Below are 23719 nucleotides of genomic sequence, written 5' to 3' on the forward strand. Positions count from 1 at the left end.
CGCATGCGGGGCGCAGCCAGCGGCTCCCCGGCTACCGCACCACCACCCCCGACCCCACAACCCGACCCTCCAAACGCGCCGTGGGGCGCAGCAGGAGAAGGGCGATGTCGTCGGTGTGCCGGTTGGTCGGGCGGGTGCGGTGGACCAAGTGGTCGACGAGGTGGTGCAGCGGGAGGTGGCTCGACTCGCCGAGGTGGTGGGCGAGGTCGGCCGTGGTCTGCTCGATGTCGGTGCCGGGGACTTCGACCAGACCGTCCGTGTAGAGCGCGAGGAGCGACCCCTCGGTCAGGGGCAGGGCCGTGACCGGGTAGGTGGTCGTTCCCATGCCCAGGCCGAGGGGTGGGCCGGGGTCGATGGCGACGGCGTGGGCGTGGTGGTCGGGGTGGCGCAGCAGCGGGGGCGGGTGGCCCGCGCTGGCCAGGGTCACCTCGTGGCGGGCCAGGTCGAGGTGGGCGTAGAGGCAGGACACGAAACGGCCGGCCTCCAGATCGGTCAGATCGCGGTCGGTACGGGCCAGGACCTGACCGGGGCCGGCACCGGCGGTGGCGTGGGAGTGGACGGCCGTGCGGACCTGGCCCATGAGGGCCGCGGCCGTCGCGTCATGGCCCTGCACGTCGCCGATGACCGCCGCGGCCGTGGTCTCGGTGAGGCGGATGAGGTCGTAGAAGTCGCCGCCGATGTCCATGCCGTGGCTCGCGGGCAGGTAGCGGGCCGCGACGTCGAGGCCGGTCACGGTGGGCAGGGTGCGTGGCAGCAGTGCCTGCTGGAGGGCGTGGGCGAGGCTGTGTTTGGCGTCGTAGAGGCGGGCGCGGTCCAGGGCCTGGGCGATGAGGCCCGCCAGGGGGGTGAGGATGGAGCGCTCGGCGGCGGTGAAGGTGCGGGGGTGGTTGTAGGCGAGGACGAAGCAGCCGATGGGGTGCCCTGAGGTGATCAGCGGCAGGAACGCCCAGGCCTGTTTGTCGCTGATCTGCGGTGCTCCGGGATAGGCGCGCGTCAGTTCCGCGGGGTCGGCGATGTAGGACGAACGGCCGGTGGCCAGGGCGCGTCCCGCGGGGGTGAGGCCGGCGTCCACGGGCAGGCCGTCGAGTCGTTCGATGGTGTCCGGGGTGTAGCCGCGGTGCCCGATGATCTGCATACGGCCGGCCTCGACGGTGGTCATGATCATGCCGTGGGCGCCGAAGGCGGGCAGGATCTGGTCGGCGACCAGGTCGACGACGTCCTGGACGCCGACGGTTTCCGTCAGTGCGGCGGCCAGATACACCAGGAGGTGGATGCGGCTGGCGGCGGGGGCGTCGATCGGGACGGGCTGTGTGGTGCCGGGTCTGGACGGCGGGCCGGCCGTGAGACCGGGGGTGATGAGGATGCTGATACCGGTGGCGTCGGCGTCGAAACGGAGGCTGAGCCATTGGGCCGAGGGGCACAGGACCGTCAGGGCGAGTGGCTCGCGGCTGGTCACGGCGGTGCGGTAGGCGTCCATGAAGGCGACGTCGTCCAGCCAGGGCAGTGACTGCCATGGCTGGGTGCCCAGCAGGTCTTCCACGGGTCTGCCCAGCAGTTCGGCGGCCGCGGTGTTGGCGAAGGTGATCCGTCCTTCGCGGTCGAGGGCGAGGGCGCCGAGGGTGAGGCGTTCGGCCAGGGCCGACGCGGCCAGCGCCGGCTGAGTGTGTCGCGTGTCGTGGTGGCGCAGGGGGACGAAGCGGGGCCGGCCGGGCACGGCCGTGGGGCGGGCGGTGTCCAGGATGCGGGCGAGGCGGCGAGCGCTCAGTGCGATGCCTCCCCGCTCCCGGAGCGACAGGCGGCCCGGATGGTCGGGTGGCCACATCAGCAGCAGTGCGCCACGCCGCACGCGGACGCCCGCTGTTAAGGGAACGACGGCGAACGCGAGGCCGTAGGGGACGTTCGCCGCCACGTGCGGGTATGCGCGGGCCAGCTCCTCCTGGGAGCTCACCCAGACGAGCCGCTCCTCGCGTACGGCGTCCTGCGTCGGGCCGTGGGAGGCGAGCCGTACCCGCCACCACGGAGCGAAGGCCTCGACCGGTACTCCGCACATCGCGTCCAGCGTCAGTACCTCTCCCGCCGCGTCCAGCCGATACACGGCCCCGGCCACCGCACCCGTGCGGTGCACGGCAGCCGCCAACGCCTCACCCAGCGGATCGGCACCGACCGGTTCCTCGCAGGGCCCGGTCACGTGGGGCACAACCTCACGCCCATATCAGGACGGTACGCCCGCGCGACGGTGACGGCACGCGCAGCGAACCGGAGGCTCGCGCCGCCACCGCCCTAAGGGACTGTTAGGACTTGGTTCGTGATGTTGAACGGCCCTGTCGTGCCATCGACTCTGTGTGCTCCCGGGCCTCAGACAAGGGAGTTTTCGATGGCCACACAGACCACGGCAGCGGGCGCGCAGGAGTCGCGCCGCAGCGAGCGCAGGGTCGTCAGCAACATCGTGCGTGGATCGATCGGCAACCTGATCGAATGGTACGACTGGTACGCGTACACCGCGTTCAGTGTGTACTTCGCCGCCGCGTTCTTTCCGTCCGGCGACCAGACCGCCCAACTGCTGAACACCGCCGCGGTGTTCGCCGTCGGGTTCCTGATGCGGCCGATCGGCGGCTGGGTGCTGGGGCGGTACGCCGACCGTCGGGGGCGGCGTTCGGCACTGACCCTGTCGGTGACGCTCATGGCGGCCGGTTCGCTGATCGTGGCGCTGACGCCGTCGTACGGGGCGATCGGGGTCGCGGCGCCGGTGCTCCTGGTGACGGCGCGGCTGCTGCAGGGCCTGTCCGTCGGGGGTGAGTACTCGACCTCGGCGACGTACATGTCGGAGGTGGCCTCGCCCGGCCGGCGCGGCTACTACTCCAGTTTCCAGTACGTCACGCTCATCGCCGGCCAGCTGACGGCGCTCGGGCTGCAGATCGTCCTGCAGCAGGTGCTCAGCGCCTCCCAGATGGAGGCGTGGGGCTGGCGGGTCGCGTTCGTCGTCGGCGCCGCGGGGGCGATCGTCGTGCTGTGGCTGCGGCGCGGCATGGACGAGTCGGAGAGCTTCGAGCGCGCGGCGGCCGAGGAGAGCGAGAAGGGTGCGGGCGACGGGCCCGCGCGTGGCAGTCTGCGGATGCTGCTGTCCTACCCCCGGCAGTGCATGGTCGTCGTCGGGCTGACCATGGGCGGCACGCTGTTCTTCTACACGTACACCACGTATCTGCAGAAGTTCATGGTCAACACCAGCGGCATCGCCAAGCCGACGGCGGCCTGGATCAACTTCTTCGCCTTGTTGGTGTTCGTGCTGCTGCAGCCGGTGATGGGGCTGCTGTCGGACCGGGTGGGGCGGCGGCCGATGCTGATCGCGTTCGGCGCGCTGGGCGCCGTGGTCGTGGTGCCCTCGCTCACGCTGCTGTCCCACACCAGCGACCCCGTGTACGCGTTCTTGCTGATGGTGGGGCCGCTGGCGGTCAGCTCCCTGTACACCTCGATCAGCGCGGTGGTGAAGGCCGAGCTGTTCCCGACCTCGATCCGGGCGCTGGGCGTCGGTCTGCCGTACGCGCTGACCGTGGCCCTGTTCGGCGGGACCGCGGAGTACGTCGCCCTGTGGTTCAAGGACGCCGGGCACGAGAGCTGGTACTTCTACTACGTCACCGCCTGTGTCCTGATCTCGCTGCTCGTCTACATTCGGATGCGCGAGACGTCGGACGGATCGCCGCTGGAGAGCGAGGCAAAGGGCTGACTGGGAGGGTGGCGACCGTGCGCGTACTGCTGGCCGAGGACGACGACGGGGTGGCGGGTGCGCTGACCGAGGTCCTGTACGAGCACGGTCATCTGCCCACGCGGGTGCGGCGCGGCGAGGAGGTCCTCGCCCGCCACCGCCAGGCGGACCTGCTGCTGCTCGATCTCGGGCTGCCCGACCTGGACGGGCTGGAGGTGCTGCGCAAGCTGCGTGCGGTGAGCGGTCTGCCGGTGGTGGTCCTCACCGCGAGGGGTGACGAGCGGTCGGTGGTGCGGGGCCTGCGGCTGGGTGCCGACGACTACCTGGTCAAGCCGGTCCGGCTGGCCGAGCTGCTGGCCCGGATCGAGGCGGTGACCCGCCGCGCCGCGACACGGGCCGCTCCGGCGCCGCGTACGGTCCTCGCCGGTGACGTCGAGATCGACCTCGACGCGCGGCGGGTGACGGTCGGCGGGGCCGAGGTGCGGCTGACCACCAAGGAGTTCGCGGTGCTCGCCGCGCTGGCGGCCCGGGCGGGCACGGCGGTGAGCCGCCAGCAGCTGATGGACGAGGTGTGGGGCGACGCCTATCTGGCGGTGTCCCGCTCGCTCGACGTTCATCTCACCCAGCTGCGGGCCAAGCTCGGCCGCCCCGAGGTGCTGACCACGATCCGGGGCTTCGGCTACCGGTTCGGCGGCTGAACCGGGCCATGCGTACTCGGGTACTGACCGTCGTCCTGGCCTTCGCCGTGCTCGCGGTGGCCGGGTTCGCCGTCCCGCTGCTCGGCGTCACCGCCGCACAGCGCACCGAACAGCTCGTCGCGGCCCGCACCGCCGACCTCGACCGTTTCGCCGGACTCGCCGACCAGGCCGCCGAGAGCGGCGACACCGGGGCGTTGACGGCCGAGACCACCCGGTACACCGCGCTGTACGGCGAGGCGGTCGTGGTCGTCGACGCCCGCCGCGCCCCGGTGGTGCAGACGGGCGGCATACGCGCCGCCGACCCCGCGGTCGCCCGCCTCCTCGACGCGGCGCTGCGCAACCAGCCCGTCTCTCCCGGGGGCACGCTGCGCCCCTGGTCCCGCGGCGAGAAGCTGCTCGCCCGCCCGGTCGGCACGGGCACCCGGGTGTCCGGTGCGGTGGTGCTGCGCGCCTCGGTGCGGGACGCCGCCGACGACATCGCCCTGCGCTGGGCGCTGGTCCTGGCCGGTGCGGGCCTGTTCGCCGTGGCCTGCGTGCTGCTCGGCCGGGCCGCGACCCGGTGGGTCGTACGCCCGCTGCACCACCTGGACCGCGCGGTCGGCGCGCTGGCGGCCGGGCTGCCCGCCGAGCACGCCCGGGCCGGCGGTCCGCCCGAGCTGCGCCAGCTGGCCACCGGCTTCAACCGCATGGCCGACGCGGTGACCACCGCGCTGGAACAGCAGCGCCGCCTGGTGGCCGACACCTCGCACCAGCTGCGCAACCCGCTCGCCGCGTTGCGCCTGCGCATCGACTCGCTCCAGCCCCGTCTGCCTGACTCCGCCACCCGCACGTACACGGGCGTGACCGGCGAACTCGAACGGATGGAACACCTCCTGGACGATCTGCTGGCCCTCGCGAACGCCGAGCATCGTGCCGGGGAGCTGGCCGTGGCGGGCGAGCGGAAGGTGTGGTGCGACGCGACGGCGGTCGCCGCGGCCCAGGCTCAGCTGTGGCGGCCGGTGGCCGAACAGGCGGGAGTCCGCTTGGAGTTCACCCCCGGGCCTGCGGTCCTCATGACCTGCTCGGAAGGCGAACTGGCCCAGGTGGCCGACATCCTGCTCGACAACGCGATCAAGTACGCCGGTGACGGCGCCCGTGTCGAGACGCTCTGCTTCGCCGACGGCCCGGACGCGGTGTTCGAAGTGGCGGACGACGGGCCGGGGCTTGCCACCGGCGAACTCGCCCAGGCGGGCATCCGTTTCTGGCGCTCGGAGCGCCATCGCGACGTACGCGGCAGCGGCCTGGGCCTGGCGATCGCCGAGCAGCTGGTGGCCGGCCATGGCGGACGCGTCGAGTTCGCCGCGGCCGACCCGCAGGGCCTGCGCGTGCGGGTCGTACTCCCCCGCGCCGATCATGGAGCAACATCCGGTCCGAAGGGACGTACGGCATGAACGGTCCCTCCCGCCGCATCGTCCTGCGCGCCGCACTCGGCACCGCGTGCACCGGGCTTGTGGCGGCCGCCGCGGCGGCCGACGCCCGGCACGCGGACCGTGGCCCGCAGGGCAGGCTACGGATCGCGACCGGCGAGTCCGGCAACTTCTACGCGGCCTTCGGTCAACTGCTCGCCGACCAGGTGAGGACGGTCTACCCCCGGCTGTCCTGCGAGGTGATCAACAGCGAGGCCAGTGTGGCCAACATCCGGCTGCTTCAAGCGGGCCGGGCCGAGGTCGCGCTGGCCCTGGCCGACATCGCGTGGGCCGCCTACGGTGGCTCGGCACCGTTCGGCCGCCGGGTCCCGCTGCGGGCGATCGGCCGGGTCTACGAGAACTACCTTCAGCTGGCCGTGCGCGCCGAGGCACCGATCCGCACCGTCGCCGACCTGGCGGGGCGCACCGTCTCCCTGGGCGCGCCCGCATCCGGCGGTGCCGTACTCGGCGACCGGCTGCTGCGCGCCGCGGGCCTGACCCCGGGCTCCGATGTCCACGTGCGCCACCTGTTGCTGCCGCAGGCCGCACACGCGATGCGGGACGGCGCGATCGACGCCCTGCTCGTGTCGGGCGGTCTGCCGCTGCCGACGCTCTCCGGCCTGGACACCCGCAGCGGCATCCGCCTCCTGCCGCTGGCCGACCTGCTCCCCCGCCTGCGTGCCGGAACGAGCAGCCCCGGACCGGGACTTGAGGCGGTGACGGTGCCGGCCGGGGCGTACCGCGGCACTCGCGAGGTGACCACCATCGGCGTGGCCAACCTCCTGCTGTGCCGCCCCGACCTGCCCGCACCCGTCGCGGCCGCCCTCACCGACGTCCTGGTGCGCCGAGCCGCCCACCTCGTCCCCACCACCGCCCTCGGCACCCAGTTCCTCGACGTCCGCAGCCTGATCTCCACCGGGGTCGTGCCGCTGCACCCCGGGGCGGTCGTCGCGTACCGCGAACTGCACGGCTGAGCACGCGACCGTCAGCCCTCCGGGCGTCCCCGCGCGGGCACTCCCGGCTCCGGGGCCTGGTGATGCTCCACCGGAACCGTGTCGATGATCCACACACCGCGGCCTCGATCGGCCATGACCGCTACGAGAGCCAGCAGGAGGGCGCCAGCCGCGACCGCGACGGCCACCAGGAGTGCGCCCTCGGTGCCGTGGGTTGCAGCGAGGGAGCCCGACAGGGCCTGCCCGGCCGCTGTGCCGAGCGGGCCGCCGGCGCACAGGACGGTCATGGCGAGCGCTGCCCGCCGCGTGGGGGCCAGACGTTCGGTCAGGGCGTAGAGGCTGATCATGTAGGGCGCGACGGTGCAGCCGGCCACGGCGACAGCGGCGGGCAGGGAGACCGTCCGCGACCCGGCGAACAGCACCAGCATGCCCGCGAAGAGCACCGCGGCGAACGTGAGGTACCGGGCGCGCAGTGAGAACCGCTGCGGCAGCCAGGCACACGCGGCCCCGGCCAGCGCGCTTCCGATGCCGAACTCCGCGTAGACGAGCCCCGCCGCACCCGGCTCCCCGATGGTGTCGGCATACACGGTGACGGCCGTCTGCACGGCACCGAAGACCGCGCCCATCGCGACCATCGCCAGGACCATGACGGCCAGCGGGCGGCGGGGCAGAGACGGCTCGCGGTGTTCTACCGAGGGCGGCCGGGGGATGCCGCGGTGGGCGTGGAGCAGGGCGAAGGGCAGCGTGGCGGCCGCGATCAGGACCATGGTCAGCACCGCGGGTGCCACAGGGCCGGCCGACGCCAGCAACCCGACGACCGCGGGTCCGGCGACGAAGCTCACCTCGTCGGCCGCCGCCTCGTACGACAGGGCCGCCGACAGCAGCCGCCGCTCGCCGTGCGGACGTAGCAGCCGTGACCAGTGCACCCGGACGAGGGGAGCGACCTGGGGCTGGGTGAGCCCCACCAACGTCGCTGCAACCAGCATGCTCGCCTGGGCGCCGTGGCTCGCGGCCAGCAAGCCCGCCCACGCGGCGAAGTTGGCCAGTGGCGCCAGAACTCCGACTGTCCGGTGGCCGTGGCGGTCGGCCAGGGCGCCGACGACCGGGCCGCCGATGGCCATCGCGGTGCTCTGTGCCGCGGCGGCAAGGCCCGCGAAGGCGTAGCTGTGGGTCGACGACTGAAGCAGGATGAGCGTGGACAGGGCCGAGGACGCGTACGGCAGGCGGGCCAGGAATCCCAGCGGGAAGAAGCCCACGCCTGCCACACGCAGCAGGGAGCGGTAGGACACTGATGTCTCCATCGGGTACGCCGAGGAGACGCGCTACCCAGCCACCAGCGCGCCGACGGACCCGATTCTGGCGGCAACGTAGTGCACACGGCTGACGGCTGTACAGGCGCAGCCCCTGTCTCAGGTCACGAGCGGGGCTTGTGCGTCGCGGCGAAGGCGTCGGCCGCCGCGAGGTCGAAGTCTCCGTGGTCGCTGCCGAGGCCCTGGGCCACCAGCGCCGCGGCAGCGCAGCCGAGGACGGCGGAGTCGTACGGTGTGCGGCCCAGGCCCATACCGCGCACGAAGCCGGCCGAGAACGCGTCGCCGCAACCGGTGGTGTCCACCACGTCGATCGCGAAGGCGGGGACCTGCTCGGTGCCCTGCGGGGTCACGAGCAGCGCACCGTCGCCGCCCCGCGTGACCGCGACCAGGCCGGCGCCGGCGTCGAGGAGCTTGTGCGCGCCCGCGACCAGGTCCTGCTCACCGGTGAAGCCGAGGACCTGGTCCTCGTTCGGCAGCATGTGGTCGACGTACGGCAGCGCCGCCGCGATCTGCTCGAAGCTCCCGAGCACACCGGGTGCGAGCAAGTCCACCGAGGTGGTCACGCCGTGTTCCTTGGCGTACGACAGGACGCGCGTCGCGGTGTCGACGCCGATGAGCTCGGGGCCGCCGAGGTGCAGGTGGGTCGCCTCGGCGAGCGCGTCCCAGGGCACGTCGTCGGGGCCGTAGGTGATGTTGGCGCCGAGGAGGTGCAGCGAGGGTCGGTCGCCATTGGGGCGGATGGGCAGGACGCTCGCGGAGGTGGGGGTGTCGGTGCGGCGGACGAGGAATCGCGTGTCGATGCCTGCTGCGCCGAGGAGTTGGACCAGCATGTCGCCGGTGGGGTCGGAACCGATGGCCCCGGCGCTGTGGACGGTGGCGCCGAGCTTGGCGAGGGTGAGTGCGGTCCCGCCGGCGGTTCCGGCGGCGGTCATCCTGATGTCCTCCACCAGCGTGGCGCCCTGGCCCTCGGGTATCGCCTCCACCGGCCGCACCAGCACGTCCAGCACGTGCACGCCCATCGTGACGACGTTCATCGGTTTCCCTCCTGCACAGGCGGTACGGGGTGGGTGGTGCCGTAGTTCCGGGCGATCGCGGCCTCGATCACCGCGAGTTGCTGGCCCTCGTCCAGGACTCGCGGCGTGCCGAGAGCGGCCGCGTGCTGGTAGACGCCGCACGCCCACTCCAGCAGCAGCGCGTGTTCGACCGCTTTGTCCAGCGTCGGGGCGTGGGTGAGCGCGCCGTGGCTGGCCATCAGCGCGGCACTGCGGCCCTCCAGTGCCGTGAGGACCGACTCGGCGAGTTCCGGCGTGCCGAACGTGGCGTACGGCGCCACGCGCACCGATCCGCCGAGCGCCATCAACTGGTAGTGGATGCAAGGGAGTTCATCGAGGACGCAGGACAGCGCGGTGGCCATCGGGGCGTGGGTGTGGACGACCGCGCCCGTGCCGTAGCGGCGGTAGACGCCCAGGTGCAGGTCGAGTTCCGAGGTGGGCTGGAGTGTCCCGGCGACGATGTTTCCGTCGAGGTCGACCACGGTCACCTGGTCGTCGGCCAGTTCGGCGAGGACCGCGCCGGTCGCCGTGATGGCGACACGGTCCTGCACCCGCACACTGACGTTGCCGGCCGTACCGATGAGCAGCCCCTCGGCCCCCAGGCGACGGCACGCCGCGGCCACGGCGGCGCGCTCCTGACCCAGCACCGAGCTTGAGTCGGTCATGTCCGCGACGGTAGCGTAAACCTGAAACAATGTCATGTTCAGGTTCGGAGGCTGTGCATGGGTGATCCGGCCCCTCCCGGGCCCGGCGGCACCTGGCCCGTTCCGCTGCGCCGCACTCCCCAACAGGCGCGCAGCAAAGCACGGTTGGCGCGGGTCCTCGAGGCCGCCGAGCGGGTCCTGGTCGGCGAAGGGGTCCAGGCGCTGACCACGACCCGGGTCGCGGCGGAGGCGAAGGTCTCGGTGGGTTCGCTGTACCAGTACCTGCCCGACCGCGACGCCATCATCGACGCCCTCGCGGCCGGGTACCTGGCCCGGCTGGAGGCCGCCATGGACGACCTGGTCCGCGCGGCCGCCGCCGAGCAGTGGGACGACCCCGTCGGGGTGCTCATCGACGCCTACGCCGCCATCTACCGCACCGGGCACGGCTTCAGGGCGCTGTGGTTCGGCAGCAGTCTCACCGAGCAGACCCGCGCGGCGGACCGCGAGCACAAACGCCGGATGGCGGACGGTGTCCGGCGTGTCCTGCTGGCGCTCGGCATCGCCCGCGACGACGAGGCGCTCGGCCGGGCCTGCCACGCGGCGGTCCTCGCCGCCGACGCCCTCGCCCAGGAGGCGTTCCGGCGTGACCCCGAGGGCGATGCGGGCCTCCTCGACGAGGCCGGGATCATGCTGCGTGGATATCTGGCCGATGTCGCCGCGCGGGGGCGATGACTTCGGGCTCGGAGGCGGTGCGGGGGCGATGACTTCAGGCTGCGAGGCGACGCGGGGACCATGACTCCAGACTCCGAAGCGACGCGGGGACGATGACTCCAGGCTCCGAAGCAGCCCGGATTTCCGGCTCTGCCATGCTGGCGTCGTGCCGAAACCCACTCCTGTCACCCCGGACGCGCCCGCCCGCATACGCACCCCGCTCCTCACCCAGGAGTGGCTCGACCTCGCCTTCGTCCACTGGGCCGTCGAACCGGACGCCGTGGCCGGACTGCTGCCGAAAGGAACTGTTCCGGACACGCATGACGGGGTCACGTACGTCGGGCTCGTGGCCTTCCGGATGCATCGGGTCGGCTGGCTGCGGCTGCCCGGGGTGCCGTATCTCGGGACCTTTCCCGAGACCAACGTGCGCCTGTACTCCGTGGACGCGCACGGGCGGCGCGGTGTCGTGTTCCGGTCGATGGACGCCGCACGGCTGATCCCGGTCGTGATGGGACGGGTCGGCTTCCGGCTGCCGTACCTGTGGTCCCGGATGACCGTGCGCACGGCCGGCGACACCGTCACCTACACCAGTTCCCGGCGCTGGCCCGGCCCGCGCGGCGCGTACAGCCGTATCACCGTGCGGCCCGGTGAACGCATCGAGGAACCCACCGAGCTGGAGCACTTCCTCACCGCCCGCTGGGGCATGCACAACGCCTTCTTCGGCGGGCCCGAGCCACTGGCCTACCTGCCCAACCACCACCCTCGCTGGCCGCTGTACCGCGCCGACCTGATCACCTGCGAGGAGAACCTCGTCACCGCGGCCGGGCTGCCCGCTCCGAGCACCACGCCGGTCAGCGTCCTGTACTCCCCCGGCGTCCCGGTCCGCCTGGGCCGCCCGGCGCGTCCCGCGGGCATCCCCACCCCGTGATCCGCATGCGCGTGTCGAATTCCGGAGCTCGGCGCCGACGTATCGGATGAGGGCTGGGGCCGCGCTGAGCGGCCGGACAGCCTCCAGCCGATCAGGACGGAGTTCGATCATGTTGCTGAAGGACAAGGTCGCGGTGGTGTACGGCGCGGGCGGTTCCATCGGCGGAGCGGCGGCGCGCGCCTTCGCCCGCGAAGGGGCCCGGGTCTTCCTCGCAGGGCGCACGGCGGCATCGCTGGACAAGCTTGCCGAGGGCATCCGTGCCGTGGGGGGCACAGCGGAGACCGCCGTGGTCGACGCGCGGGAGGAGGCAGCGATCGACGCTTTCGTCGACGACATCGCGGCACGGACAGGGCGGATCGACATCTCGTTCAACGCCATCGGATACGGAGATGTCCAGAAACCGCTCATGGAGATCTCCGAGGCGGACTTTCTCCAGCCGATCGTGACCGCGATGCGGTCGCAGTTCCTGACGACCCGAGCGGCGGCACGGCACATGATCCCGCGCGGTACGGGAGTCATCCTCGTCTTCGGCGGCGGTGGGCCGCAGACGCTGCCCGGCCTCGGCGGTTTCAAGATCGCGCTGGACGCGCTGGAGGGGCTGCGCCGCCAGTGGGCCATCGAGCTGGGACCGCAGGGCGTCCGGATCGTGACGCTGAAGTCCGGCGGCGTGCCGGAGAGCCTGCCCGACGGGTTCCCCGGCCGCTCGGCGATCGTCGACAGCCTGGTCGAGGCTACGCAGCTCGGGCGGGCGGCTACCCTCGCGGACGTCGGTGACGTGGCCGCCTTCGTCGCCTCCGACCGGGCCCGTACGCTCACCGCGACCGACGTGAACATCTCCTGCGGCGCCATCGTGGACTAGGACGCCCCACGGACCTCTCGGGCGCTGCGCGAAAGCGAGGGGCCCGAACCGGGAAGTCCGGTCCGGGCCCCTCGGGAACGTCACCGTCTCAGGTGCCGTTCCGGTGCGTCGTCACCGTCACCCGATGCGGCGCCTGCTCCGTATCAGCAGCAGGCCGCCACCCACAAGGAGGACGGCGCCTGCCGCGGCCGGCCACAGACTGGTGCCCGTCTCGGCCAGGTCGCCGCCGACCGCCTGCGGCTTCGTCCCCAGACTGTCCTCGGTGTCGTCGCCGACACCGGCGGGTTGTGTCTGCTGCGCGGCGGCGCCCTCGTCGTCGTTGCCCGAGCCGCCCTGGGCCGGGGCGGTCGCGTCCGCGGCGGCCGACGGGGTTCCGGAGGACTTGGGCGCCACCGTGCTCGACAGGGTGGGCTTGTCGTCCTTCGCCGGTTCGGTGGCGGGCGCCTCATTGCCGGGCTCGTCGTTCCCGGGTGCCTCGGTGGCCGGCTCTTCCGTGGCCGGCTCATCGGTCGCGGGGTCGTCGTTCGCCGGCGGGTCCGTCTGCTCGTTCCCGCCGTTGCCGTCGCCGGGCTCCGGCTTGTCGTCGTCGGCCGGCGGAGTGGTGGGAGCCTCGGTCGGCTGCTGGGTCGGCTCCTCCTGGCCCGGGTCCCCGCCGCCGTCGCCGCCATCACCTTCACCGGCGCCGCACTTCCGGCCCTCGTTGATGCAGTCCACCATCTGCCCCATCAGGTCCTCGTCGAAGACGTTGATGAAGTCGCCGTGGTCGGTGACCGGCTTGTGCAGCTGCTCGGGGAAGGAGTCCACCGCGAACAGCGGGGTCGTCCGGCCCCCATCCTGCAAGCTCGGCGCGTCGACGTCGTACACGATCCGCTGGACCAGCTGCGGGATGGCCTCGAAGCCGCTCGGGCAGCTGCCGTCGGCCGCCGCGAACGCCACGTGGGTACGGTGGTTGGCGCTGTCGATGTTCTGGCCGTCCCAGCAGCTCTGGAACTTGAAGGAGCGCACCACGTCGCTGCCCTGGGGGCACAGCGGGTACTTGTCCTTCAGCTGCCGGTCCTCGAAGCCGGTGCAGCTCCAGGAGGCGTTGGCGTTGGCGGTGCCGTTGATGAACGCCTTGGCGTCACCGGTGATGATGCGCAGCAGCCGCGGCATCTCGGTGACCTTGCCGCGCGGGCTGCCGACGAACGTCATCGTCACCTCCTTGGGAGTGACGATCTTGCCGGCGTTGCCCTCGATGCCGCCGCCGGGCGAGTTGGCGTCCTGCTCCTGGGCGCCGTTCTGCAGACGCAGGACCGGCCAGAAGTAGGAGGACTTGTCGCCCTGGTCGACACACGTCGTCGCGGCGTTCGCCAGGTCCTCGTCGCTCGCGAAGGCGTCGTTGGACTGGTTGCCGACGTAGTCGTGGAAGTGGTGGGCGCCGTTGGAGACGCCGGGGGCCACGATGACGTTGTCGGAGTTGAACAGGCCGTTCTCGTTGACGCCACAGCTGGTGGCGAAGGTGCCGCGGGAGGCGCCCTTCTGGGCGGCCGGGGCGGCCACGTTCGGCTGTACGGCGGTGATGTCCGCGAAGTCCGCGGCGACGGGGCCGTTGCCGGCCTGGCCACCATTGCCGGCCTGGCCGCCGTCACCGGTCTGGCCGCCGTTCTCGGGCTGCTGGTCGCCCTGGTCCTCGCCCGCCTGGTTGTCGCCGCCCTCGTCCTGGCCGGCGTCGCCCTGATCGCCGCTGCCCTGGTCGCCGTTGCCGTTGTCGGCGGCGCGCAGGGTGCAGGGTGCGAGGGACTCCAGGCCTTGCGGCCGGTCCCCCACGGCCTCGATGGCGATGACGATGCGTTCGATCGTCGCCGTGCGCTTCTCCTTCAGCGGATTCATGATCGCGCTGTCGGCGAAGCCCGCGTCCTGCTGGATGGCCTGGGCCGACTCCAGCAAGCGCTGGTAGGCGTCGGCTATCTGCTGGTCGAGGAGGGCGAGTTCCTTGGCGACGTCCTCCCTCGCTCCCTCCGGCACGGCCGTCAGTTCGCTGCCGACGTCCGGGCAGTCGATCGTGCCGGCCGGGGAGGACAGCGTCCGGGCCTGTTCGTTTCCGCCGTCCTCGGTGGCCGAGGCGTAGACGTTGGCCGCAACCAGGCCGCCGCCGCCCAACATCAGCGCGACCGCTGCAAAGGTCGCGCGCCGTGCGCCCGTGGGGCGTCTTCGCGTGCTGCGTCCCAAGGAAGTACTCCTACGCCTCGTCGTGGGTCAGGGCATGAAAATCCCCCGGCCTTATACGGAGACGCGCCGCGTTGTGTTCAACCGCCTCACGGATTCACAGAAATTCCTTACAACAAGCGTCAGTTCATGAGGCCGGCGGCGAGTGTCGCGCCCAGTTCCCAGCAGGCCTCGGTGTCTGCCTTGACCGGCTCGCCCGTCACCGTCACGGGTTGCGCGGCGCGACGCCAGGCGAGGCCGGTCGTGATGGCGTCGATCGCCCGGACTGCCCCGGTGACGTCGCTGCCGCCGTGCACGTAGTAGCCGAAGGGCCGGCCTCGGGTCGCGTCCAGGCACGGGTAGTAGATCTGGTCGAAGAAATGCTTGAGGGCGCCGGAGATGTAGCCGAGGTTGGCCGGGGTGCCCAGCAGGTAGGCGTCGGCTTCCAGCACATCGGTGGCCGTGGCCGCCAGTGCGGGTCGCCGCACGACCTCGACGTTCTCGATCTCCGGCGCCGTGGCACCGGAGAGGACGGCTTCGAGCATGGCCTGGCAGTTGGGCGAGGGGGTGTGATGGACGATCAGCAAGGTAGGCACACCCGAACCCTGCCGCCGCGCCGCCGGTGGACGCAACCGCGACGGTTCAGTCGGCGGGCTGTGCGGGGCTCTGGTCCTGCGCGGGGTCCGGCGTGGTCTCCGAGGAGGGGTTGACCCTGGCGACCGCGCACGACAGCTGCTCCTGGACGGCTTCGGGCAGCGCTTGGCCCTTCACGGCGGTGACCAGGTCTCCGGCCAGCGAGTGCAGTTTGGTGTTGGTGTTCTGGGAGGCCGAGACGAGTACCGTCCAGGCCTCCTCGGAGGTCAGGCTGAACGAGGCCATCAGGATGCCCCGGGCCAGGTCGATGGTCGGCCGGGTCTGCATGGCCCGGCGCAGCTGGGCGACCTCGATCCGCAGGTCGTGATCGGCGACTTCGGGCGCTTGCATGTCCTGTCCGTGCCGGTCCGCCGCGCCCTGCTCGTCCGGGGCCGAGCGGGCGAACAGCGTCCGCGTGCCGGACAGGGTGAGCAGGCGATCGACTGCGGTACTGGTGGAGCGTATGGCGACCGTCTTGGCCTGCTCCAGCGCTCGGTGGCGCAGGCTGAGCAGGATGTTGAGGGCCGAGCAGTCGCAGAAGGTGACGTCCTCGAGGTCCAGGTCGATGCCGCGGACCGAGCGGCTCAGGGCTTCGCGCAGGACACCTCGGAGCTGCTCGCTGGTGTCGAGGTCGAGCTCTCCGCGGATCTTCACGATGATCCGGTCACCGTCCGGGCGCAGGCCGGTGACCAGCGGGCACTGTGACACCGCCGCCGGTACGCCTGCGGTGTCGGCACGATCGGCAGCGCCCCCGCCAGGGGGGTGCGCAGAGAACGCGAGCTCCGGCATGACCGCCTCTCCCTCAGCTGCTCCCTCGTCTCGCTACCAGACTGAACCGGAACTACAGGACACGTCAATAGATACATGAAATGCAGTGCGTGTTTTTGTATACGTGAACGCACAGTCGTAGTCTTGGAACATGGACGGAGTCCCTGAACCGCACACCGGATGGACGTTCCTGACGAACCATGCCCGCGTACTGGCGGCCATCGCCGACAACCCGAACGTCCGCATCCGACATATCGCGGCGCACTGCCGACTCACGGAGCGTGCAGTCCAGAAGATCATTTCTGAGCTCGAGCGGGACGGCTATCTGTCCCACACCCGCGAGGGACGCAACAACACCTACCTGATCGATCCCGACAAGGTGCTGCGTCACCCTGCCGAAGCCGGACTGCCGGTCGCCGCTCTGCTGTCGCTGCTCGTGCAGGACGAGGCCGACCGCAGCACGGTCTCCGATCAGCTGAGGGCTGCGCGTCAGCGGATGCCCGTGGACGGCGGATGAGCGGTCGCAGAACCAGGTCGCGGACGCGATACCCCTGACCGGGCTCAGCACAGCACGCGCAGCGCTCCGGGCAGGACTCTGACCGTGACCGGCAGGGTCGCCTCGACCTCGCCGTCGGCGCCGTAGGGCACCTCGCGGTCGGCCTCGATGCGGATCTCCCTGCCCCGCAGGATCCGCACCTGGGGGCGGTGGACGTGGGCGCCCGTCTTGAGGTCGTTCATCAGGGCGAAGAACAGCCGGCGGGGCGCCTCTTGGATCATCACCACGTCCAGCAGGCCGTCGTCCACGCGGGCGTCGGGGGCGATGAGGCGGCCGGAGCCGTAGTAGCCGGAGTTGGCGGCGACGACCGTGTAGCCGGTGTGCGGGTGTTCCTCGCCGTCCACGGTGACCCGGTAGCGGGCCGGGCGCCAGCTGGTGACGGCGCGCAGCCCGCCGGCGTAGTAGGAGGCCGCGCCCCGCAGCAGGGTGGCGTTGTTGGCGTGGCGGTTGGCGAGTGCGTCGACGCCCGCGTACACGCTGCCGAGGACCACCGTGCGCTGGTGGACGGCCGACTCGACCTCGATGGTGTCGACGGTGCGGGGTTCGTGGTGGAGCAGCACCTGCGCGAGTGCCGTCGGGTCGGTGGGCAGGTTCAGGGCCCGGGCGAAGTCGTTGCCGCGGCCGGCCGGGACGAGGCCGAGCAGGGCGTCCGTGCCGCTGAGGGCTCCGCCGACGCCGCCGGCGATGCCGTCACCGCCGACGGCGAGCACCACCCGGCCCCGCTGCCCGGCGTCCCGGGCGAGGTCCCGGGCGTGCGCCAGGCTGCGGCTGTACTCGGTTTCGAGGCCGGCCCCGGCCTCCCGTAGCTGCCGGGCCACCTGGAGCAGCGCGGCCGCTGAGGCGGATCCGCCGGCCGTGGGGTTGACGATGGCGGTGAACTGTCGCATCGGTGTGCCTTTCGGGCCGACGGAGGGCGCTGCCGGAGGCGGGGCGGCGTGAGCGGAGGGAGTGCGTGGATTCCGGGGTCGGTCGAGGGGCGGCAGGATCAGTCGAGGGGCAGCAGGACGCCGGGGTTGAGCAGGCCCGCAGGGTCCAGCGTGCGCTTCACCGCGCGCAGCGCCTCGATGCCCAGGGAGCCGGCCTCGCGGACGTACCAGTCCCGGTGGTCGGTGCCCACGCCGTGGTGGTGGCTGATGGTGCCGCCCGCGGCGAGGATCGCCTCGTTGGCGGCGTGCTTGGCCTTCTCCCAGTGCGCCACCGGGTCGTCGCCCTGTGCGGAGACGACGGTGAAGTACAGCGAGGCGCCGTTTTCGTAGACGTGGGAGATGTGGCACATGATCAGGGGCGGGGTGCCGGATTCGGTGAGCGTGGTGGTGAGGGCGTCGCGGACGGAGGCGTACAACTCGGGGACGCGTGACCAGAAGGCCGCCGTCTCCAGCGTCTCGGCGAACGCCCCTGCGTCCAGCAGGGAGTCCCGCAGGTAGGGGGCCGAGTAGCGGCCGTGCGCCCAGCGCTGTCCGGGTTCCTCGCCGAGCGGGGTTCCGCCGCACTCGCGCAGGACGGCGGCGGCCTTGTCCCGGCGGTGCGAGGTGTCCTCGTCCGTGCCCTCGTAGCCGGTGATCGCCATGCATCCCGTGGGCTGCTGCCCGGCGACGGCGGCGCCGATCGCGTCGGGCTGGGCGAGGCCGATCAGTGTCTCGGTCTCGTCGGACAGCCGCAGCACCGTCGGGCGCGGCCCGTCCTGGGCGAGGCGGCGCAGTGCCGCGGCGCCTTCCTCGAAGGAGGGGAAGCGCCAGCCCTCGTACACGCACGTCTCGGGGACGGGTCGGATCCGCACCGTGACGGACGTGATGACGCCGAACGCCCCCTCGGAGCCGAGCAAGAGCTGACGCAGGTCGGGACCGGCTGCGGAGCGCGGGGCGCGGCCGGTGTCGATGGTGCCCTCGGGGGTGGCGAGGGTGAGGCCCAGGACCATGTCGTCGAAGCGGCCGTAGCCGGCGGACGCCTGGCCGCTGGAGCGGGCGGCGGCGAATCCGCCGATGGTCGCCCACTCGTAGGACTGGGGGAAGTGGCCGAGGGTGAAGCCGTGTTCGGCCAGCAGCGCCTCGGCGTGCGGGGCGCGCAGGCCCGGTTGCAGGGTGGCGGTGCGGGAGACCGGGTCGAGGGCCAGGAGCTGGTCCATGCGGCGCAGGTCCAGGGCGACGAAGGGGCCCCGACGGGTGGGGGCGAGGCCGCCGACGACTGAGGTGCCGCCGCCGAACGGGACCACGGGCAGGCCGTGTTCGGCGCAGACGCGCAGGACGGCGGCCACCTCGTCGTGATCGGTGGGCAGTACGACGGCCGCGGGAATGTCGTCGACGTCGCCCTCGCGCATCCGCAGCAGGTCGGGGGTGGACTTGCCGCGCGTGTGGCGGATACGGGTCTCCGCGTCGACGCGGACGTGCTCCTCCCCGCCCACGGCGACGAACAGGGCCTGGCGCACGGCGGGTTCGAGCCCCGGCTCGGGTACGGCGATGTCCTCCAGGGCGACCGGCCCGGCGGTGCGCGGCTTGACGCCGAGCAGATCGCGCAGCAGTCCGGTCACGGTCTCGGGCAGCGGCGCCGCCTTGGCCGGGTCGCCCCAGCCGCTCCACAACATGTCCATGGCGGTCGTCCTCACCGGTCGATTCGAGCGATGCCGTGTCCCGGACGGCCTCGCAGGCGTTACACTGTTACACATGACGCCTATTCGTCACAACCACTCGGACGGCGACGCGGTGCTCGACGCGGTGCGCGACTGTGTCCTGGCCGTCGGTGTCCGCCGTACGACGCTGACCGACGTGGCCCGCCGTGCGGGTGTCTCCCGGATGACGCTGTACCGGCGCTGGCCCGATGTGCGCTCGCTGGTGGGCGACCTGATGACCCGGGAGTGGGTCGCGGTGGCCACCGGGGCCATGCCCGAGCGGCGCCCCGGCGCCGACACGCGCGGCCTGATCGTCGACGGCCTGGTGGCCGGGGTGGAGGCCTTCCGGGCCCATCCGCTGTTCCGGAAGATCGTCGACGTCGATCCGGAACTGCTCCTGCCCTACGTCCTCGACCGCCGCGGTGCGAGCCAGGAAGCCCTGATAGCCCTCCTGGGCGACGCCGTGCGGGAGGGCCACGCGGACGGGTCGGTACGCACCGGCCATGCCGAACGGCAGGCGCGGACCGTGCTGTTGATCGTCCAGTCCTTCACGCTGTCCCTGCGCACCATGACCGACGAGGACGACCCCGACCTGAGCAGCGAGGCCTTCCTCGTGGAACTGCGCAGCATCCTGGAGAGGACCCTGACGCCATGAGCCCCACCCCTCCTGTCCCGGTTCCGGGATCGTCGCTCAACGCCGCCCGACGCGCGCGCGAACTGGCCGAGACGGTCGGCGGTCCGGCCGTGGACGTCCTGGTCGTCGGACTGGGCGCGACCGGCGCCGGAGCCGCCCTGGACGCCGCCGCCCGTGGCCTGACGGTGGCCGCCATCGACGCCCACGACCTGGCCTTCGGCACCTCCCGCTTCAGCAGCAAGCTCATCCACGGCGGGCTGCGCTATCTCGCCTCGGCGCAGCTCGACGTCGCCCATGAGAGCGCCGTGGAGCGCGGGGTGCTGATGGAGCGCACGGCACCGCATCTGGTGCGGGCGCAGCCCTTCGTGCTGCCCCTGACGCCCCTGGTCTCCCGCGGCCAGTCGGCCCTGGCCTGGGCCGGATTCCGGGCCGGTGACACCCTTCGCCTCGCGGCCCGCACGGCCCGCGCCACCCTGCCCGCCCCGCGCCGGCTCTCCGCCGTGGAGACCCGGCACCTCGCCCCCGCCCTGCGCCCCCAGGGCCTGCGCGGCGGTCTGCTGTCCTGGGACGGCCGGCTCACCGACGACGCCCGCCTGGTGACCGCGATCGCCCGCACCGCCGCTGCCCGCGGCGCACGGATCCTGACCCGGGTGAGGGCGCTGCGGCTCACCGCGTCCGGCGCTGTGATACGTGACGAACTCACCGGCGAGGAGGGCGAGATCAGGGCCCGCGTCGTGATCAACGCGTCCGGCGTCTGGGCGGGCGGCCTGGTGGACGGCATCCGGATCCGCCCCTCCCGCGGTACCCACCTCGTCCTGCGCTCCGACCATCTCGGCCCGCTGCCCGCCGGGCTGCACGTGCCGGTCCCCGGGGAGACGAACCGCTTCGTCCTCGTCCTGCCCCAGGGCGACGGCCGCGTCTACGTCGGGCTCACCGACGAGCCCGTCGAGGGCGACATCCCCGACATTCCGGAGGTGCCCGAGACGGACATCGGGTTCCTCCTCGACGTCCTCGGATCCGTCCTGGACATCCCGGTCCAACGCGACGACGTGGTCGGCGCGTTCGCGGGTCTGCGCCCGCTGCTCGACACCACGCCGGAGGCGCAGTCGGGCGCGGCGCCACGGACCGCCGACATCTCCCGGCGGCACGCGGTCCTCACCTCGTCGGAGGGCGTGATCACGGTGGTGGGCGGCAAGCTCACGACTTACCGGCGCATGGCCGAGGACACCGTCGACGCCGCCGTCGCCACCCGCCGCATCACCGCCGGCTCCTCCCCCACCGCCTCCCTGCCTCTCGTCGGCGCCGCCTCACGCGACGCGCTCGCCGACGTCCGGGCTCCGCACCGCCTCGTCCAGCGCTACGGCACCGAGGCAGCCGCCGTCCAAGCGCTCGGCGCGCACACGCCCCGGCTCGACGAACCCGTGCTGCCGGGGCATCCCGTCACCGGCGCCGAACTGCTGTGGGCCGTACGCCATGAGGGCGCCCTGGACGAGGCCGACCTGCTGGATCGGCGCACGCGCATCGGGCTGGTGCCCGCGGACCGTACGGCGGCGATGGACGGCGCACGCCGGGTGCTGGACGAGGTGTCGGCACGGGTGGGCGAGGTGTAGGGGCACAGGTAGGCGAGAGGTGGCTGTCGGGTAGGCGCACGGCTGGGCGAGGTGTGGAGCCTGCCGGTACCTCAGGTACGTCAGGTCTCCGTGCGCCGGATCCGCCACACGTGGTCGTCCCGGAAGCCCTCCACGCCCTCGGGTGACACGCTCGCCCTGCGCACCGTGTCCAGCGTCTCCACGGTCCAGCCGGCTTCCGGGAGCGCGAGTTCGTCGAGGACGCCCCGCTGCGTCGGGAACTCCGCCTCGAAGGGTGGCTCGGTCTGCCAGGACGGCCAGCCCGCGTGCATCACGATCAGCAGAGTGCCGCCCGGTGCGACCGCGTCCGCGGCCTGGCGCAGAACCCGCTGCTGGTCCAAGGGGACCGGCGACTGCAGATACTGAGCGTTCACCAGGTCGAAGGAGCCCTCGGGGAACGACTCCCCCAGCACATGCCGTTCCCAGACCGTACGGTCGCTCACGCCGGCCTCGGCGGCGTGCAGTGCGGCACGCTCCAGTGCCGTGTGCGAGATGTCGACGCCGGTGGCCCGCCAGCCCCGCGCGGCGAGCCACACCGCGTCAGCCCCTTCGCCGCATCCGAGGTCGAGCGCGCTGCCCGGCCGGAGGTCACCGGCCTCGCGGACGAGCAGCGCGTTGGGGCGGCCGCTCCACACAGGGCCGCCGTCCCGGTAGCGGGCCTCCCAGAACTCGGCGGCCTTCAGGGCGGGGGTCTCGGTCATGGTGCCTCCGGGGGTGCGCGAGTGTTGTGGCGGGGGGGGAAGGGCCGGGCGAACCCGGGCTCTCCTGTCCGCTGCGAGAAGCCTGCGGGACACCTTGGAGGTGGCCCAAGGCTGTTTGCCGGTTCGGCAAAGGCCTCGGCCGAACTCTGACTGCCCGCCGACCGTCTGTCGCCGAACTTCGAACTCCGAGGGACCAAAGGACTACGACCTTGGAGCCGGTCCACCTGGACCCGTGGTCCGATTCGGTGAGCGGCGGCCGCGGCTAGCGTCACAGCATGCGTATAGGACTTCTCGGCACCGGAAACGTCGCACGAGCACTGGCCCATGGCTGGAGCGCCGCGGGGCACGACGTGCTCCTCGGCTCACGCAACCCGAAGGAACGAACGGATCTCGGTCTCCCCGTGGCAGACCTGAGCGAGACGGCGACCCACGCGGAGGTACTGGTCAACGCCACCCCGGGGGACGTCTCCGTGGAACTGCTGCGCTCCATCGGGGCGTCGACGCTGGCCGGCACGCTGCTGATCGACGTCGGAGTCGGCCTTTCCGCCGACTACACCAAGCTCTCGCACCCCAACAGCAGCCTGGGTGAGCAGATCCAGGAGGCGTTCCCGCTCACCCCCGTCGTCAAGACGCTGTGCACCATGGACTCCACGGTGATGACCGCGCCGGACAGTCTCGACGGTCCGAGCACCGTCTTCCTCTCCGGCGACGACGCCGAGGCCAAGCGGACCACCGGCCGACTGCTCGCCGACCTCGGCTGGCCGCCGTCGTCCCAGCTGGACATCGGCGGCATCACCACCGCGCGCGGCCAGGAGCACTTCGCGTTCCTGTTCATGGGGATCGCGGGCGGTCTGGGCGCCCACGCGTTCAACATCAACGTGGTCGCCCGCGCCGCCGGCTAGCTCACTCGCCCGGCGCCTCAAGCCAGAAGCCGGCGCGGATCCGCCAGAGGTCGAGCAGCGCCGTGTCGCCCTGGGTCCGGATCGTGGGCGCGGGCCGCTTGTAGAAGAACAGGAGCAGATCGGCGACAGGGCCGCGTGCGGTCGCCGTGGCCGTGTCGGTCCCGGCGCGCCAGACCGGCCGTGTGCCGGTGAGGTCGACGAGCCATTCACCGGCGTCGGTCGCGTCGAAGTGGAGCGTACGGTCGGGGCCGAGCAGGTCGGGCAGGTCCGGCCCGGGCTCGAACGCCTCGGGGAGGGTCGAGTACTCCAGCCATTCCTCGACGGCGTCGACGGCCAGGTCGGCCTCCAGCGCGAACTGGGCTCCCGCCGCCCGGGCCGCGTCGGCGCGGTGCACGACGGTCTCGTAGGTCATGCGTCGCGCCCAGAACGCCACCGGCGCCGACCGCTCCTCGGAGGGGTTCCAGGCCTGCGCGTCCGGACCCGCGGCGCGCAGGGCGGCGCTGAGCCGTGCGGCGCCCTCGATGAGCCAGGGGATCAGGAACGCCTCGTCCTCGTGGGTGTAGGCGGACAGGTCGTTCACCAGATCGTCCGGGATCGGGCCGGCGGCTCGGGTCCGTACGATCTCCTCGGCCCAGCGGTGGTCGCCGCCCACGTGCCGCAGCAATTGGCCGAGGTTCCAGCCGGGGCAGGAGAGCACCGGCGCGGTCATGTCCGCGCCCCGTACCTGAGTGGTGAGCCGTTCGGTCTGGGTGACGATCTCGTCGCAGTGGCGGTCGAAGGACAGCGCGGTCATCGCCTCATGATGCCGCAG

The 23719-nt window shown here is 72.3% G+C and carries 22 protein-coding genes; 11 read left to right on the plus strand and 11 right to left on the minus strand.

Annotation, left to right across the window (positions count from 1 at the left end; genetic code table 11):
* Positions 1–31: 31 nt before the first annotated feature.
* Positions 32–2188: a SpoIIE family protein phosphatase gene (locus ACIA8X_RS37005; protein WP_399460129.1), complete on the minus strand. Its 2157-nt coding sequence runs from the start codon at positions 2186–2188 to the stop codon at positions 32–34.
* 186 nt (positions 2189–2374) lie between these two features.
* On the opposite strand from ACIA8X_RS37005, the gene ACIA8X_RS37010 reads away from it, so the two are divergent.
* The 4 genes from ACIA8X_RS37010 to ACIA8X_RS37025 are packed head-to-tail and all read left to right on the plus strand — an operon-like array spanning position 2375 to position 6817.
* Positions 2375–3721, plus strand: a complete 1347-nt coding sequence (locus ACIA8X_RS37010) for an MFS transporter (RefSeq protein WP_393460214.1) — start codon at positions 2375–2377, stop codon at positions 3719–3721.
* 17 nt (positions 3722–3738) lie between these two features.
* Positions 3739–4398 (plus strand): response regulator transcription factor, encoded by a 660-nt coding sequence (locus ACIA8X_RS37015; RefSeq protein ID WP_399460130.1) that lies wholly within the window; start codon positions 3739–3741, stop codon positions 4396–4398.
* 8 nt (positions 4399–4406) lie between these two features.
* Positions 4407–5828: an ATP-binding protein gene (locus tag ACIA8X_RS37020; protein ID WP_399460131.1), complete on the plus strand. Its 1422-nt coding sequence runs from the start codon at positions 4407–4409 to the stop codon at positions 5826–5828.
* Positions 5825–6817 (plus strand): TAXI family TRAP transporter solute-binding subunit, encoded by a 993-nt coding sequence (locus ACIA8X_RS37025; RefSeq protein ID WP_399460132.1) that lies wholly within the window; start codon positions 5825–5827, stop codon positions 6815–6817. The genes ACIA8X_RS37020 and ACIA8X_RS37025 overlap by 4 nt, the downstream gene beginning before the upstream one ends.
* An 11-nt stretch (positions 6818–6828) precedes the next feature.
* Here ACIA8X_RS37025 and ACIA8X_RS37030 read toward each other — a convergent pair whose 3' ends face one another.
* The 3 genes from ACIA8X_RS37030 to ACIA8X_RS37040 all read right to left on the minus strand — a co-directional run bounded on the left by ACIA8X_RS37030 (position 6829) and on the right by ACIA8X_RS37040 (position 9823).
* Positions 6829–8085, minus strand: coding sequence for an MFS transporter (locus tag ACIA8X_RS37030; protein ID WP_399460133.1), 1257 nt, complete (start codon positions 8083–8085; stop codon positions 6829–6831).
* Between the two features lie 125 nt (positions 8086–8210).
* Complete coding sequence (locus tag ACIA8X_RS37035) at positions 8211–9140, minus strand: carbohydrate kinase family protein (protein ID WP_399460134.1); 930 nt, start codon at positions 9138–9140, stop codon at positions 8211–8213.
* Entirely contained in the window at positions 9137–9823 is a 687-nt protein-coding gene (locus tag ACIA8X_RS37040) for a class II aldolase/adducin family protein (protein WP_399460135.1), read from the minus strand. Before ACIA8X_RS37040 ends, ACIA8X_RS37035 begins: the two co-directional genes overlap by 4 nt.
* 57 nt (positions 9824–9880) lie before the next feature.
* Here ACIA8X_RS37040 and ACIA8X_RS37045 point away from each other — a divergent pair, with 57 nt between their 5' ends.
* From ACIA8X_RS37045 to ACIA8X_RS37055, 3 genes are all read left to right on the plus strand, one after another.
* Positions 9881–10534 (plus strand): TetR family transcriptional regulator, encoded by a 654-nt coding sequence (locus ACIA8X_RS37045; RefSeq protein WP_399460136.1) that lies wholly within the window; start codon positions 9881–9883, stop codon positions 10532–10534.
* Positions 10535–10679: 145 nt separating this feature from the next.
* Positions 10680–11441, plus strand: a complete 762-nt coding sequence (locus ACIA8X_RS37050; RefSeq protein WP_399460137.1) for a YqjF family protein — start codon at positions 10680–10682, stop codon at positions 11439–11441.
* Positions 11442–11550: 109 nt separating this feature from the next.
* Positions 11551–12300, plus strand: coding sequence for an SDR family NAD(P)-dependent oxidoreductase (locus ACIA8X_RS37055; RefSeq protein WP_399460138.1), 750 nt, complete (start codon positions 11551–11553; stop codon positions 12298–12300).
* Between the two features lie 117 nt (positions 12301–12417).
* On the opposite strand, the gene ACIA8X_RS37060 is transcribed toward ACIA8X_RS37055, so the two are convergent.
* The 3 genes from ACIA8X_RS37060 to ACIA8X_RS37070 form a co-directional block, all read right to left on the minus strand.
* The gene (locus tag ACIA8X_RS37060) at positions 12418–14442 is read right to left on the minus strand and encodes a DUF1996 domain-containing protein (protein ID WP_399460195.1); all 2025 of its coding nucleotides are present in this window, start codon (positions 14440–14442) and stop codon (positions 12418–12420) included.
* Between the two features lie 185 nt (positions 14443–14627).
* Positions 14628–15080, minus strand: coding sequence for a flavodoxin family protein (locus ACIA8X_RS37065; protein WP_399460139.1), 453 nt, complete (start codon positions 15078–15080; stop codon positions 14628–14630).
* A 46-nt stretch (positions 15081–15126) separates the two neighbouring features.
* On the minus strand, positions 15127–15906 hold the full coding sequence (locus ACIA8X_RS37070) for an anti-sigma factor antagonist (protein WP_399460140.1): 780 nt from the start codon (positions 15904–15906) through the stop codon (positions 15127–15129).
* Positions 15907–16036: 130 nt separating this feature from the next.
* Between ACIA8X_RS37070 and ACIA8X_RS37075 the strand changes: the two genes are divergently transcribed.
* Positions 16037–16402, plus strand: a complete 366-nt coding sequence (locus ACIA8X_RS37075) for a helix-turn-helix transcriptional regulator (protein WP_393460250.1) — start codon at positions 16037–16039, stop codon at positions 16400–16402.
* Between the two features lie 44 nt (positions 16403–16446).
* Here the strand turns inward: ACIA8X_RS37075 and ACIA8X_RS37080 are convergent, their stop codons facing one another.
* Entirely contained in the window at positions 16447–17328 is an 882-nt protein-coding gene (locus tag ACIA8X_RS37080) for a YegS/Rv2252/BmrU family lipid kinase (RefSeq protein ID WP_399460141.1), read from the minus strand.
* A gap of 98 nt (positions 17329–17426) precedes the next feature.
* Positions 17427–19025, minus strand: a complete 1599-nt coding sequence (locus ACIA8X_RS37085) for an FAD-binding oxidoreductase (RefSeq protein ID WP_399460142.1) — start codon at positions 19023–19025, stop codon at positions 17427–17429.
* A 73-nt stretch (positions 19026–19098) separates the two neighbouring features.
* Between ACIA8X_RS37085 and ACIA8X_RS37090 the strand changes: the two genes are divergently transcribed.
* Positions 19099–19698: a TetR/AcrR family transcriptional regulator gene (locus tag ACIA8X_RS37090; protein WP_399460143.1), complete on the plus strand. Its 600-nt coding sequence runs from the start codon at positions 19099–19101 to the stop codon at positions 19696–19698.
* The gene (locus ACIA8X_RS37095; RefSeq protein ID WP_399460144.1) at positions 19695–21287 is read left to right on the plus strand and encodes a glycerol-3-phosphate dehydrogenase/oxidase; all 1593 of its coding nucleotides are present in this window, start codon (positions 19695–19697) and stop codon (positions 21285–21287) included. Before ACIA8X_RS37090 ends, ACIA8X_RS37095 begins: the two co-directional genes overlap by 4 nt.
* Positions 21288–21367: 80 nt before the next feature.
* Here the strand turns inward: ACIA8X_RS37095 and ACIA8X_RS37100 are convergent, their stop codons facing one another.
* Positions 21368–22006 carry a class I SAM-dependent methyltransferase gene (locus tag ACIA8X_RS37100; protein WP_399460145.1) on the minus strand — a complete coding sequence of 213 codons (639 nt, stop codon included), beginning with the start codon at positions 22004–22006 and terminating at the stop codon, positions 21368–21370.
* Positions 22007–22281: 275 nt separating this feature from the next.
* On the opposite strand from ACIA8X_RS37100, the gene ACIA8X_RS37105 reads away from it, so the two are divergent.
* Positions 22282–22908 (plus strand): NADPH-dependent F420 reductase, encoded by a 627-nt coding sequence (locus ACIA8X_RS37105; protein WP_399460146.1) that lies wholly within the window; start codon positions 22282–22284, stop codon positions 22906–22908.
* A gap of 1 nt (position 22909) precedes the next feature.
* Here ACIA8X_RS37105 and ACIA8X_RS37110 read toward each other — a convergent pair whose 3' ends face one another.
* Positions 22910–23701 (minus strand): maleylpyruvate isomerase N-terminal domain-containing protein, encoded by a 792-nt coding sequence (locus tag ACIA8X_RS37110; protein ID WP_399460147.1) that lies wholly within the window; start codon positions 23699–23701, stop codon positions 22910–22912.
* Between the last annotated feature and the right edge of the window lie 18 nt (positions 23702–23719).

This window comes from Streptomyces sp. NPDC051738 (assembly GCF_044453205.1).
Classification (GTDB): domain Bacteria; phylum Actinomycetota; class Actinomycetes; order Streptomycetales; family Streptomycetaceae; genus Streptomyces.